The 12,711-nt window shown below is 66.6% G+C and carries 12 protein-coding genes and 4 pseudogenes; 9 read left to right on the top strand and 7 right to left on the bottom strand.

What is annotated here, in order from left to right:
• Together C1A38_RS22715 and C1A38_RS22705 are read right to left on the bottom strand one after the other, a co-directional pair.
• Positions 1–337: pseudogene (locus tag C1A38_RS22715) on the bottom strand (hypothetical protein); the annotation flags it as partial.
• 937 nt (positions 338–1,274) lie between these two features.
• A complete protein-coding gene (locus C1A38_RS22705) occupies positions 1,275–2,624 on the bottom strand; it encodes an AlbA family DNA-binding domain-containing protein (RefSeq protein WP_102659769.1) in 1,350 nt (449 codons plus the stop codon).
• A 392-nt stretch (positions 2,625–3,016) separates the two neighbouring features.
• On the opposite strand from C1A38_RS22705, the gene C1A38_RS22700 reads away from it, so the two are divergent.
• The 8 genes and pseudogenes from C1A38_RS22700 (at position 3,017) to C1A38_RS30925 (ending at position 8,510) form a co-directional block, all read left to right on the top strand.
• Positions 3,017–3,505 carry a winged helix-turn-helix domain-containing protein gene (locus C1A38_RS22700; RefSeq protein WP_102659773.1) on the top strand — a complete coding sequence of 163 codons (489 nt, stop codon included), beginning with the start codon at positions 3,017–3,019 and terminating at the stop codon, positions 3,503–3,505.
• On the top strand, positions 3,484–4,089 hold the full coding sequence (locus C1A38_RS22695; RefSeq protein ID WP_102659768.1) for a transposase: 606 nt from the start codon (positions 3,484–3,486) through the stop codon (positions 4,087–4,089). The genes C1A38_RS22700 and C1A38_RS22695 overlap by 22 nt, the downstream gene beginning before the upstream one ends.
• A 341-nt stretch (positions 4,090–4,430) precedes the next feature.
• Positions 4,431–4,661: pseudogene (locus C1A38_RS22690) on the top strand (IS5/IS1182 family transposase); the annotation flags it as partial.
• A gap of 253 nt (positions 4,662–4,914) precedes the next feature.
• Complete coding sequence (locus tag C1A38_RS22685; protein WP_102659767.1) at positions 4,915–5,211, top strand: hypothetical protein; 297 nt, start codon at positions 4,915–4,917, stop codon at positions 5,209–5,211.
• Positions 5,212–5,354: 143 nt separating this feature from the next.
• Positions 5,355–5,561 (top strand): annotated as a pseudogene (locus C1A38_RS31980) (helix-turn-helix domain-containing protein); the annotation flags it as partial.
• Between the two features lie 96 nt (positions 5,562–5,657).
• Positions 5,658–5,846: a hypothetical protein gene (locus C1A38_RS31975; RefSeq protein WP_233196969.1), complete on the top strand. Its 189-nt coding sequence runs from the start codon at positions 5,658–5,660 to the stop codon at positions 5,844–5,846.
• Positions 5,847–6,100: 254 nt separating this feature from the next.
• Complete coding sequence (locus C1A38_RS30930; protein WP_146017600.1) at positions 6,101–6,892, top strand: helix-turn-helix domain-containing protein; 792 nt, start codon at positions 6,101–6,103, stop codon at positions 6,890–6,892.
• Positions 6,893–6,896: 4 nt separating this feature from the next.
• Positions 6,897–8,510, top strand: a complete 1,614-nt coding sequence (locus tag C1A38_RS30925; protein WP_146017599.1) for a hypothetical protein — start codon at positions 6,897–6,899, stop codon at positions 8,508–8,510.
• Positions 8,511–8,648: 138 nt separating this feature from the next.
• Here C1A38_RS30925 and C1A38_RS31970 read toward each other — a convergent pair.
• The 5 genes and pseudogenes from C1A38_RS31970 to C1A38_RS31960 form a co-directional block, all read right to left on the bottom strand.
• A pseudogene (locus tag C1A38_RS31970) lies at positions 8,649–8,750 on the bottom strand (aspartyl/asparaginyl beta-hydroxylase domain-containing protein); the annotation flags it as partial.
• A complete protein-coding gene (locus C1A38_RS31965) occupies positions 8,747–8,962 on the bottom strand; it encodes a cupin domain-containing protein (protein ID WP_233196966.1) in 216 nt (71 codons plus the stop codon). The gene C1A38_RS31965 and the pseudogene C1A38_RS31970, both read right to left, overlap by 4 nt.
• A 186-nt stretch (positions 8,963–9,148) precedes the next feature.
• On the bottom strand, positions 9,149–9,682 hold the full coding sequence (locus C1A38_RS22665) for a GNAT family N-acetyltransferase (protein WP_102659765.1): 534 nt from the start codon (positions 9,680–9,682) through the stop codon (positions 9,149–9,151).
• Between the two features lie 62 nt (positions 9,683–9,744).
• Complete coding sequence (locus tag C1A38_RS22660; RefSeq protein WP_102659764.1) at positions 9,745–10,959, bottom strand: helix-turn-helix domain-containing protein; 1,215 nt, start codon at positions 10,957–10,959, stop codon at positions 9,745–9,747.
• Positions 10,960–11,466: 507 nt separating this feature from the next.
• Positions 11,467–11,736: a hypothetical protein gene (locus C1A38_RS31960; protein WP_233196965.1), complete on the bottom strand. Its 270-nt coding sequence runs from the start codon at positions 11,734–11,736 to the stop codon at positions 11,467–11,469.
• A 33-nt stretch (positions 11,737–11,769) separates the two neighbouring features.
• On the opposite strand from C1A38_RS31960, the gene C1A38_RS22655 reads away from it, so the two are divergent.
• Positions 11,770–12,699, top strand: a complete 930-nt coding sequence (locus C1A38_RS22655; protein WP_233196964.1) for an FAD-binding oxidoreductase — start codon at positions 11,770–11,772, stop codon at positions 12,697–12,699.
• The last annotated feature ends 12 nt before the right edge of the window (positions 12,700–12,711 follow it).

Genomic DNA, 12,711 nt, shown 5'->3' with positions numbered 1-12,711 from the left:
AGGGGACAGCCTCGCCGTAGCAGGGGCTGTCGGACACCCGCCGGCGTAGCGTCTCCGTGTCGGCGCCCTCACTGAGGCTCACCATGACCTCACCCCGGTACGACTGGTCAACTGAGATGAAGGCGAACTCGCACCGCACCACCGACCGGACGGCATCCCGCCGTGGCTGCACCTGCGTCACCGTCCACGATCCCGGCACCGCCTCCGGCAGCGCAGCGGCAACATCCCCGCAGGACGGCACCGTCTGATCCTCGCTCCACGGTGCCCACCGCCACAGGCCGAGCAGACCCACACCCAGCACTGCCACGCCGACCACCACACCCAGCTGCCTGCGCACCGGGAAGCTCACCACCCGGAGCGGCTGCCGCGAGACCCGCCGCGCTCGGCCGGCTGCTGCACACGCGCCAACGCCACCCTCACCGCCGCTCGAACCTGACCAGCCAGCGAATCCTCGGTATGCCGACGCAGGCCCTGCACCTGAACGCGAACCCGCCCGCCAGCGCCAGCGATAATCCGCACCGAATGATCCGGCGACCACACATCCACATCCGAGGACCGCGACACCTCAGCGGCCATCGGCGGACCTCTTCACGTGGCGTGCCCGTGAAGGACGCGATTCCCCACTGTCGCACCCAGCCCCCGTCCGCATGCCGGCGACCATACCAACGCCCGTCACCGTCTCGCTGCCCTGCGTGACCGCCTCGTCGGCGGGGACGGCAACAAGGTGAGGGTGGGACAGTGGTGTCTGACGGCCGGCGGGCTTCTCAGCCCGGCATCGAGACTTCGATGATCATGACGGTTGCTTGTACGGACTGGCCTTCGTGCATGGTGATCGTCTGGTCAGGTCGGAGATCACGCCACCCGTCGGGGGCAGGGGAGCCAGATGAGCCGATCCTGTCGCCCCGGCGCCAGTTCGGGGGCGTACTTGACTCAGATCCGGGCGACACGAGAATTGGGGTGACCCTCGGGCAGGTACTGGCCGATGTGCCACAGCGGCCGCAACATGCCCTTACCCGGTATCGGGGCGGCGGCGGGTACGCGCCGAGACGGTCGCAGCCTGGCACGAGGTCACCCCATCCCGGCTGCACCACGTCGGCACGTTATCTGCGCTGGAGGACCAGCAGACGACATGGACGTCGGAGTCCGCAGAACCCGGTTCGGCTCGACAGGCTAGTGCACGGGCTGGCGTACCTGCGGGCGAAGGAATCCAACGGGCGGTGGTGGCGCCGCCGCTTGGTAGCCGGCCCGCCCCTCGGGAGGGCCGCGTGACTGCGTCAGCCCGCCAAGTCTTCGATGACGTCTACGTTGTGCTGCTCGGCGTACCGCATCACGTCAGGCTGCGCCTGTCGGTTCCAGTAGCGTCGCCGCAGGTTCCCATCGGCGGTGAGCTGAAGTACTTCTGCGCGGCCGAACTCCTGGACCAGGCCGGTGGCGAGGCGATACGTGGCGGCCAGCAAGCCCCGACCGTCGGTGGCCAGATCGTCGATGTCAGCGACGGCATCAGTGACGGGCGGCTGCCATACAGGGTGGGTACCCAACTTGTTGACGAAGCCGTGACCGCGCGAGTGCATGAGATAGGCCGGCAGGTCCGGAGCCACCGGGAAGATGGTGACCCGCAAGGTGGCGAGGCCGCCGGCGGCCGCGCGGTCCCGGGCATGAACCGCGAGGAACCTCAGCGTCGCCGCGATCGTGGTGACCAGAACCTCGTCATCGAGACGGCTACCAGGCGTTGGGCCGTCCAGGTGATCGGGTCGGGGATATCGAGTGTCGAAGCAGGCGGCGATGCTGCCACTGCCGCTTTCGTGCAGCTCGCAGGCAAGGTCCAAGTACCGCCCGTGTGGGTCGTACTCGCCGGCGCCCACGAGCCGGCGGTGGCGGACGCGGGTGCCTTGGAAGCGCCCCAGCGGGATGCCCAGTCCAACGATCGGACGGCCGGCGGTTTCCTCATCGAAGGCTTTGAGAGTGGCCGTGTCGATGCGGAAGTCCCCGGGCAGGTCGGGTACGAGGGTGGCCACGAGCCAGGACTGCCGGCTGTCGAGGCGGCTGGTGAAGTCGCGCTCGATGCGGGCCGCTTCGCTGATGCGGTCTGCCAGGCCAGCGAACCGGGCGCGGTACGCCTCGGCCACCAGTGCCTCCGTGAGCCACACCGTCTGGGTGCCGATGCGCTTGGGGTAGAGCAGCGAGTTGTTCTGGATGTAGGCGTGTGGCGCCGTCGCTGTCCGAGCGACCCAGATGACGAGGAAACCGGTGCCGGGCCGGTCGGGATTCTCGACCGGGATGATGTCGAACGTCGGCGTCGGCTGGACGTTGGCGACGACGGTCTGGTGGAGCCGGAGGCGCTCGGCGTCGCTGATGTCGACACCCTCGGCTCTCGCAGCGCGGCCCTGGCTGTCCTCCTCCATGCCGAGGATGAGCAGGCCGCCGTTGGCGTTGGCCAAGCCGCCGACGTCGCCGCACAACGCTTTCCGATCCTTGTCTCTGCTGCCGTATGTGTCGCGCTTGAAGTCCAGATCGGGGCCTTCGGCGGTGGCGGGGATGAGGCCCGTGACCTGCGTATAGGTCAGGGACTCGTCGACGGGTCCACCGAGGAGCTGTTCGAGCCGGCGGTTCCGCAAGGAAGGCATGGGTTTGATCGTGGGCCGCCGACCACGGTCGGGCAAGTCCGCAGGTCAGGGGCTTCCGGCTGGGCAAAGGGTGATCCTTTTGGTGCAGGGAATAGGCACGGCATGAGCTGTCGGCAGCTCACGTGGAAGAGCAAGGACCATTGAGGACAGCAGCCATCGAGCGGTGTTCGGGTTCTGCCTGGTCGCTCAACCAGATACCGGAGATCTCGCTACATCGCGAACATGTCAGCCGGCATGCCGGGGTTGCGCGGTAGCAGGTAGTCCGCATCGACCTTGGAGGCGTAGGTCCGCAGCGCATCTATGCACAACTTCGTGAACTACAGAGGTTGAAAGGCTGACGTTCTTCGACGTGTCCGTGTGATCTGCGTCGATGGTTTGGGTAGGTCGGGGTGATGAGATATCCGGCTGGTGGTGGCATGAACGCGGCAGCCCGGGTCCGGCGTGAGAAGGTCCGGATCCAGGCCGCGTCCATGTTCGAGGAGTCCATATCGACGACGCAGATCGCTGCTGAGCTGCGGGTTTCCGAGAAGTCCGTCCGTGAGTGGCGACGGAGATGGGTAGCCGGCGGGACGGAGGCTCTTGCGTCGGCTGGGCCGGGTGGCTCGGACTGCAAACTCTCGGCTGACCAGCGGAAAGAACTCGCGGAGATGCTCGATGAGGGTCCTCGTGCCCACGGCTGGGAGGATGCCCGCTGGACCCTGGCGCGTGTCGCCGAGGTCATCGAACGGCGTTTCGCGGTCGACTACACCCTGCGTGGGGTGTCGTACCTGCTGCACCGCATGGGCTACAGCCAGCAGGTCCCGACTCGCCGGGCGGTCGAGCGTGACCCCGAGGCGATCGCAAGTTGGCACCGGGGGCGGTGGCCGTCGGTAAGAGGTTAGCCGCAGCCCGCGGCGCATGGATCTGCTTCCAGGACGAGGCGGGGCAGGTTCTGCGACCGCCGGTGGCCAAGACCTGGGCCCGGCGTGGACACACGCCCGTCGTCGAGGTTTCCGGCAAGGGCTCCGGCCGGGTCACGATCGCCGGCCTGGTCTGCCTCAAGCCCGGACAGCGAGGCCGGCTGATGTGGCGAACCCGGCTGCACCGCGCACGCGCGGGCGAACGGGGCAGCTTCAGCGAGGACGACTACATCGCCTTCCTCGACCAAGCCCACCAACGCCTCCAGACGCCGATCGTGCTGATCTGGGACAACCTCAACGTGCACGTCAGCCGCCGCATGCACGCCCTGATCGCCGCCCGGACCTGGCTGACCGTGATCCGCCTGCCGCCCTACGCGCCCGACCTCAACCCCGCCGAGGGCGTCTGGCGCTGGATGAAACGCGGCCTGACCAACACCGCCGCCAACGGCGTCGACCACCTCGCCGACCTGGTCAGACAACGGCTACGAGCCTGCCAACAACAGACCGATCTCCTTGCCGGCTTCCTCGCCAACACCGGCATGACCCTCGAACCCGAACTACCGTGACGACCCGAACTTCAGCCTTTCAACCTCTGTAGTCGCCCGACTCGAAGTCGGCGAGGCCCAGTCCCGTAAGGAAGTCGCGCAGCTCGACCGTCCTGCGTACGACAACTGCCCGGAGAGAAGGTGTGTCACTGCCGTTGCCATCGTCTGCAACCTCGATCGAAGCTTCGGCCATGGCAGGTTCACCCCCAGCTCATCCACGCCCCGCCGCCACCTCGATGCCCTGCCGCAGCAGCTCACGGGCCTCGCGCAGCACCGCAACGGTGCCGGTGTAATCGGTGCCCTTGACTAGCGGCACGAGCAATTCGACGAAGGCATCGGGTGGCGGCGACCATTTGGGATGCATCGTCCCGGAGCGCTCGGACCAGGTCGCCCGCTGGGCCGCCAAAGGCAGGAACGACGGGCGACCACCGGCCTTCGACAAACCGATCTACCGCAAGTGCGACGTCGTCGAACGCTGCTTCAACCGACTGAAGCAGCGTTGTGACCTGGTGACCCGCTGCGCCGCACGCGCATGCCTCTACCGGGCCACCCTCAACCTGATCGCCGCCAACGTGCGGCCGACCCATCCGTGAAATCCCGCTCAGACGGACTGTGAGCAAAGCCGTCGCCTAACGAATAGACCGTCGCCGACGGTCCGACAGCGTTTTCCGTCGATGCTCAGTCTCGTTCATCGCCAATGGGTCAGTCGGCGTTGAACTTGCCGGATCCGATCCCGTCTCCGATAGGAGTAACGACATGCACCTTCCACGTCGAGTACGCCAGGGCCAGAACTGCTCGACCGAGAGACCGGCGCACTCCACTCGCGGCAGCCTTTTCAAGGTACGCATGTTCGCCGCGATCGCGGCCGCCCTGGGTGCCGCGGTCATCGCGCCGATCGCCACAAGCGCTCCGGCGCAGGCCGGCTACACGTGGTGCGGTAGCGGAGTCAACAGCTGGGGTGACGGCAAGGTCGCCTGGGGATCCTGCGAGGGCGTGACCGCACCGACCAGGTGGCGGCTGGTCGTCACTTGCACGTGGGGCCAGTCCCGTACCTCGAGCTGGTTCTACGGCTCCGGCCGAACGGACGTGTCCTGCCCGGCCTGGACGGTGGTCACCGGCCACTGGACCGAAGCGATCGGCTAAACCGTCTCCGCCGGGCGGGCGCAAGCCCGCCCGGCGGCTGCCGCACCAGTCTCTTGAGCACTACAGATCTTGAACGGTCATACATCATCGTGGTTCGTGCGACGGTCGCGGGTTGGAGTAAGACGATGGAATGAGGTATCCCGATGGGGGTGGGTTGTCCGCGCGGGCGGGCGAGGCGTAGGGCGGTACGGCTGCAGGCGGCTGGGTGGTTCGCCGACGGTGTATCGGTGCGGGAGGTCGCGCGCCGGTTGCGGGTGACGCAGACGGCGGTGTACGGGTGGCGCAAGCGGTGGCGAGCCGGTGGTGAGCAGGCCCTGGCTTGGAAAGGGCCGGGCGGGTCTCGGTGCCGGCTTGATGAGGGTCGGCTGCGACGGTTGGCCGATGCTCTGGATGAGGGGCCGGCGGCGCACGGGTTCGGTGCTGATCAGCGGTGGACCCTGGCCCGGGTGTCGGACTTGATCGCACGGATGTTCCGCACCCGGTACACGCTGCGCGGCACGGCGAACATCACGTACCGGGCGGCGACCGGCGTCGACAGCCTCCTCGCGATCTTCCGCAACCGGCTCAAGCATCCAGTACTGCAACGACCTACTCGACAGCTTCCTCGCTCACACCTCTGTGGTGCCGACCGGTGAAAGGCGTCGTCCGGCCGGTTGGGCGACTGGCGACAAGGTCTACGGCATCGCTCGGAGTTTGGCGCGTTGACCTTCAGAACCAAACTAGTTCGGCCATGTCCGACTCTCCGAAGTGGCCGACCGGGAGCGACGAACGGCGAGAAGTGGTGGGCAGCAGAACCAGCCGTCACGCGGCCGTAGCCAATCCATCAATTGTCGGCCCAACGACTCATGTGGTGCGCTGCTGCGTCGAGGTGAGCGGCTAGACTGGATCTGTGCCTCGGCCAGAACGTCCGCTACGACCGGAGGGCGGGCTCATCGCCGAGTTTGCGCAGGAGTTGCGGTTGCTGCGGGAGAAGGCCGGCTCCCCGAAGTATCTGCAGATGGCACGACGTACGGGCAGGTCACGTACCGCGCTCGCGGAGGCCGCGGGCGGAGATCATTTACCCAGCTGGGATACGGTAAAGGCGTTTGTTGAGGCCTGTGGCGACGCCCCCGAGACATGGTTGCCACGCTGGGAACGCGTCCGTGATCTCGCTCGCGAGTCTCGCGCCTCCGTACCCGCAGGTTCCGAGCTGCCGAAGGTGCCTGCCTCACCGCAGCAGGTTAACGATATGTCGGATGACGTGACGGTTCTTTTGCAGCTGTGGCAGGAGCAGCGCAACCAGGCGCGCCAGAGTGAGAACCAACGTGCAGTGCTCAGCGCGCTGATCGTCGCAGTGTGCGCCGCCGCAGGGGTGGCCACTGTCGTCGTTCAGCCCGCAGCGTTTCGGGGGTTCCTCGCCACCGCGGTTGTTGTGTTTGGTGCTGCGGGAGCGCTGACCTGCCACAAGTACTACGAGCGACACCAGATGCACATGAGCGAGGCGCAACACCTCCGTCAGCAGATCGACCAGCTTCGTCCCCACCTCGGCATCGAACGCGGCTGGGCGGACACACGGCGCCGACACGCCGGACGGTACCTGCTGGTGTACCGGCTGCGCCTGCACCACCTGTGGGTGTTCGTCCACCTGGTGCTCGTGGTTGTAGGCCTGGTCCTGCTCGCCTGGGTCGCGTCGACACGATGACCGTATGAACGCCCATGCCGACGACCGGCTGTTCAACCCGCTGCTGACCGTCGACATCTTCCGATTCGAGCTTCCGGCGCTGCACCTTGGCATCTTCCTCAGGGCGTTCGGCATCGACACTAAAAGCAAGTTTGAGGTTGTCGCCGCGACCTTCGAAGTGGCGCGCGAGCTGTTGGCACCACTGATAATCAAAGCCTCCCTCGACATCCTGCCGCACCTACAACGACTGGTGCAGCACGACCCGAGGACACGGATCATCTTTGCCGGCCGAGATTCGTTTAGCCTCGGCTATGTCGTCAGCACGATCGACCGCCCGTTCAGCGAGAAGTACTGCCGGAGCCTGTACTTGACTCGAGCCATCGTTGACGCGGCAATCAGCGACCTTGAGGCTCAAGGACACAGCTTCGTGGAGATCGAAACCTTCCGCAAGCGTGCCGCCGGACCGGCCCGCCCGGCTGCCTGGCAGGAACTGCACGACTACCTTGAAGCATCGGACCTGCGCCTTGACGATGCCAGCGGACCGGTAGTGATCGTGGACACCGGTTACAAGGGCAGCATCCAGGCCATGCTCGCCGCCATGTACCCACAGGTGTCGTTCGTCGGGCACTACGTGTTCTTCTCGCAGTCTCCGGATGACCCGTACCCTGCTACAAAGCGCGGTCACCTCTTCGACGCGGGAACCGGGCTCGCGGCCGGAGGACGTGCATTGCGAGGCCCCCTGCCGAACGATCCCGAGTTGACCTTCGCTCACCACGAGGCGATCGTCGCAGTCGAAGAGCTGCTGCAGGGCAGCCAGCTCAGCCCGTCGGCAATGGACCCCACAGGCCGGCCAAGGCTGCGACGGGCAAGACGCTCCGAGGACCCGTATGAGGGTCTGAACCCGGTCTGCATCGCGGAAGAGTTCACCGACCCGGTGATGCGTGAGGCTGTCCTGTCCTTCAACGTGCTGGCAGTGAGTAGGCTCGCCGCCAGGCTTGCCACCCACGTCAACCCGACCGCCGAGCGCTGGCACCCCGCCGCCGTCGAAAGCCCGTGGTATCAGGAGCTGAGCAGACGAGTCGAAACGCTACGGGATCAGCTCAGAGCATGGATCGCGGGCAGCCCGGCCGACGCCGTTCACCCGGTGCTGCTGCGGATGCTCGACAGCTTTGTGCACCGTTCCGACAGCAAAGTAGTCAAAGCGTTCAGCGAGCAGATCCGGGACCTGCCGATCGACAGACAGGCCCAGGCGTGGGCGGCATTCAATGCGTGCGCCACCGACGACGCGAAAGCGCGCTTCACGCCGCCCGATATCGCCCGGACTCCGCCCGCCCCCGAAACGAACTTCGCTGCGGTCCCACCGGTGTTGAGACGGCGCGCCGAGGCGATCAACGGATTGCTGACGGCCGCGCCACGACTCACCCTCCACGAGGCCCATCGGGTGGCGATGGTGCTCACCGACGACCCCGATGCTGTACGCCTAGCAGGTGCCACACTCGCAGCTGCGTCGGTCTCCGTGGACGTTTACCTCGACGACTATCGAACGCTGTTCGCTGCGGCCACGGAGGCGCAACTCCGCGCGGTCGCGCGCCTGCCAATGCTCGTTGCGGCGCAGCTCGACGAACGCCACCGCGTCTAACATTCCAGCACACCTGATGAATTGGTCTTCGCTGGTAGTGGGCTGTCTCGGCACGGTGTTGGTGTCGTTGCCGCCATCGTGCCGGGTCTCGTCGCCCACCCGCAGTGCGCAGTCTTCCGGCACGACCAGTCCGAGATGGGCCCGGTACACGGTCGTCACCCAGCCTTCATGGGGTGTGATGTGGGTGCCGGGAGCCATCCGGGAGAATCCCGCGGTCGTCAGGTGAGGGATCGTCGTCAACGCGGAGGCAGTGTCCGGGCATGTGGCAAGGCCTCCTCGATCCGTTCGCCGAAGGCGACCAGTCCGTACACGCTCCAGCCCTGGCCGTACATCTCGCGTTGCACCCACGGCTGGTGACTGTCCTGCGGCAGAGCAAGGCATTCGTCCCGGATCGCCTCCCACCGTGCCCGAAGATCGGCCAGGAAGGGGAACTGCCGCTGATCCAAGAACATGAGACATCATCTTGCAGCAATGACCGGTGATCTGGGCTACGGCGTCGCCTCGTGCAACCGGTAAGCGATGGGTGACGCTGTGGCTGGCGCAGTCGGCAGACAACGACACGCAGCGGCGGATAGCAGCCGAGACACCGCCTCGACTCGTTGCGACGGTTCGGCGCCAGCTGGCTGGACCGGCTTCTACTATGCAGTCGGGCGTAGCTGTAGCGGCAGAACCAGCAGATCCATCGTCGGCCCCCAAGAGAGCGCCGACGTGCCGACCTGTTGCCACCCCGTCCGCTTGTACATGCGACGGGCCGCAGAGACGGGATTCGAAGCTAGCGTCGCGTACTGCTCGGAACGGCCAGCAAGTAACCGGCGCATCAGCTCTGCGCCGATGCCCTTCCCACGATGGCTCGGATGCACGATCCACTCCATCACGGCGAACTTGTCCGCGTCACGGATCTCGGGCGGCGGTTCCGCGGTAGCGCGCGACCACCACGTACCGGTTGCCATCGTCCATCCGTAGGTGGCTCCGAGCAGCAGGGTGCCGTCAGTGGCGGTGATCAAGCTGAATCCCGGCCGGGTCGTCTCCTCCGGTAGGCTCTCGCGGAATCGGGCGACCTGCTCCGGCCCCTCACTGTACGGCGGTTCGGCGTAAACGATCGCGTACAGGTCTTCCAGGGCGTCGAAGACCTGATGGGCTTCATCACGGGCGACACTGTGATAGGTGAGCACCCCTGGATGTTATGGCCGGACATCAGTTCGCGCGGCGATCGGATCTGACGCCGCGGGCACCGCTACGACCGGACTCGCTCCAGGAGTTCGCGGTATGGCGACTGCTTCCGTTCGCTGTCAGGCACTGCCACGACAACCTGCCGCGCCACACTGCGGACGAGTTCGTTGTGCTGGCTGGTCGGCAGACGGTCCAGCAGGTCGGCAGCTAGCCGCAGTCCGTCCGGAACATGCCCCGTTCGGATCAGTGCCGCCGCTCGATGCAGCTCTACCTGCGTACGCAGCCTTATCTGCGACGCCGGGTAGAGAGCGAGCGCACGATCCTGGGCCTCGCCTGCCCGCCTGTAGTTGGCGGCGTGCGTGTACACCCAGGATTCGGTGTGCCGCAGCCGATGCTCCGGCCACCCCCACAGGCTCTCGACGTCGTCGACCACGGTGGCCGGGAGCTGCTCGGCCATGCGGGCCAGCTGCTGGACCGTCGCGACGGCCTCCGCGTGCCGGCCGGCCAGCGACAGTGCCTGCGCCCGGCCGGCGAGCAGACCACAGGTAGCAGCGCTGGCCCGCCCATCCAGCAGTGGCAGAACCTCATCTGACACGGCCACCACCTGCACAGCTGGACGGCCGTCGTAGGAGCCGTTCACGACATCCCAGGCCCGTACCATGATCTGCGCGTCCGGATCTGCGGACTCATCGGCGACCCGCCGTGCGGTGTGCCACCACCGACGGGCGGCAATTGCTTGCCCGGACGCGACAAGGCTGAGCGCGATAATGACCGACAGCTGACCTGCTGCCTTCAGGAGAAGCGGTCGCCGCTCTCCCTGGTCGACGGCGATCTGGTGCTGTAGCACTGCCAAGTCTCGGCCGAGCTGAGTCATCACCTGGTCGTGCGGCTGCTGGTAATAGCACCGGCCGTAAGCGGCAACGATGTCAGGCCACTCATCGTGGTTGATGTCGATGGCGGCAGTCAGGCCGTGACGTAGCGCCTCGAGCCCCACGAGGCGGTCGCCGGTGGGTGCGGCAGCAATCGCGCCCATGGCATGAAGCACTGTGCGTCGGCGCATATCGGTGCCGCCTCCTTCGCGTACGAAGGCTGCGTTGAGTGCACCGCCGGCCGCCAGGGCCCTTTCGCATGCCTCCGCCATTGCCCTGGTGGGACGACGCTCGCCTCTTTCGACCTGTGAGATGTAGCTGTACTGGAAGTTGATGCGGGAGGCGAGGTCTCGCAGAGACAGGCCCGCTGCGGTGCGGTGGTGCCTGAGTAGACGACCGAACGAGTCCACTGCGCTCCCATCGGTGTGTGCAGTCGTGTGTGCACACAGTGCACGCCTGCCGGTTGTTAATCCTATCGGTAATTCTGAACATGTCGACGGATCAGCGGTCGGGATTTTCCAAGACCTAGCCATTGGAATGGGGCTGGCTCGTGGTCTTCAGTTCAACGACAAGGTCAGCGGCAATGTGAGATTCGACGGTAGGGGTGGTGTGACGGTGAGTCATAAACAGCGGATTGTTTCGCTGGCGAACAAGTCGACCAGGTCGGTGAGCCTCTGCCCAGGAGCAACACGCTCAAGACCTTGCCCGGGCCAGTGCGAGGAACGCGACGCCCGTGAGGCATTCCATTGACGGCGCTGCGGCGGCCGGCGGAGATAACGCGATTCCAACCCGCTTTTCTTATGGGCCGGCGACCTGTTCGCTGGCCAGATGCTGGTCGAACCGGAGGTCAGAACGTGAGGTCGGGCCGGAGGTCGGCATTCCCTGTTGTGGGTTGTTCCGTGATCGTTGAAATGCCATCAGCTATCCGTCGTCGAGGAACAGCCGGAGCGATGACTGACCACATATTGCCGCAGCTTACCGCCCTCGTCGCGGATGACCGTGCCGCCGATCATTTCTGGGCGCACCTGGAGGACCGGAGTGTGCGGTTCCTGCCGCAGCAGCTTGCGCCGATCTTTGTCTCGACGCTCGGCCAGGTGGTCGCGGGGCGGGGTGATCCTGCTGCCCGGCGGGCGGGCTTGGCGGTGTTGGGTCGCATGTGTCGCCGGTTCGATCTTCAGCCGTATCACGACACGTGTATCGCGGCGGCGATGGTGGACACGGTGCGCCGTTTTGCGGCCGACGGTTGGGGACCGGCCGCGCCGGGTGTGTGGGAGCGGGGGTGTCGGCGGGCGTTGCGGTTGGCGGCGCGGGCGGCGGCGGTGGTGGGGGACGGCCCTCGGGTCACCGTCGGTGAGGTCGAGACCCGTGAGTCGGTGTCGGCTGGCGTGGTGGTGTTGACGGTACGGCCGATGCGGCGGTTGCGGTTCCTGCCGGGTCAGGCGTTGCCGGTGTGTACGCCTCGGTTGCCGGGGCGGTGGCGGTGGTTGTCGCCGGCGAATGCTCCTCGCGCGGACGGGACGGTGGAGTTCCACGTCCGGACGGTGCCAGGCGGTGAGGTGTCACCGGTGCTGGTGGAGCAGGTCAGGCCGGGGGAGTTGCTGTGGTTGGGGCCGGCGTGTGATGTCGGGTTGTCGGTGGAGTCGGCCGCTGGTGCTGACCTGCTGCTGGTCGCCGGTGGTACCGGGCTGGCGCCGCTGCGGGCGCTGGTGGAGCAGGTCGCCGCAGCCCCGACCGGGCAACAGGTGACGCTGGTGGTGGGGTCCCGCACACTGCTGGATCTGTATGACGCGATCGCGTTGGACACCCTCGCCAGCGCCCACGGGGACTGGCTGACGGTGGTGTTGGCGTTCTCCGACGACCGTGATGTCGAGCCGCACGCGCAGGCAGACGTGCTGACCATGGCCGTGAAGCACTACCGGCCGGGGCAGGTCGTCTACGTCTGCGGCCCACCACCACTGATCGCTGCCGCTCGGCAGCGTCTGCCCGCGGCTGGGGTCCCATCGGACAGCCTGCATTTGGCAGCCACCTTCGACCGTGCCATCGACGCGGGCTGGTCGATGAGCCGTCAGCGGGCCACGTCGGGCGATTCGGCACCGGCGCGCGACGAAGACAGGGGATGCGGGGATCTTCATGGGCTTTGGGGGAGCTGACATGCGGCCGAC

This window comes from Verrucosispora sp. ts21 (genome assembly GCF_002879555.1).
Taxonomy (GTDB): domain Bacteria; phylum Actinomycetota; class Actinomycetes; order Mycobacteriales; family Micromonosporaceae; genus Micromonospora; species Micromonospora gifhornensis.
This window is presented reverse-complemented; position numbering and strand designations above follow the sequence as displayed.

Excerpts from the sequence above, each read along its gene's own strand:
- C1A38_RS30925 (WP_146017599.1), top strand. The coding sequence starts at position 6,897 with ATGAACGCCCATGCCGACGACCGGCTGTTCAACCCGCTGCTGACCGTC.
- C1A38_RS22705 (WP_102659769.1), bottom strand. The coding sequence starts at position 2,624 with ATGCCTTCCTTGCGGAACCGCCGGCTCGAACAGCTCCTCGGTGGACCC.
- C1A38_RS31965 (WP_233196966.1), bottom strand. The coding sequence starts at position 8,962 with ATGTTCTTGGATCAGCGGCAGTTCCCCTTCCTGGCCGATCTTCGGGCA.
- C1A38_RS22700 (WP_102659773.1), top strand. The coding sequence starts at position 3,017 with ATGAGATATCCGGCTGGTGGTGGCATGAACGCGGCAGCCCGGGTCCGG.
- C1A38_RS22685 (WP_102659767.1), top strand. The coding sequence starts at position 4,915 with ATGTTCGCCGCGATCGCGGCCGCCCTGGGTGCCGCGGTCATCGCGCCG.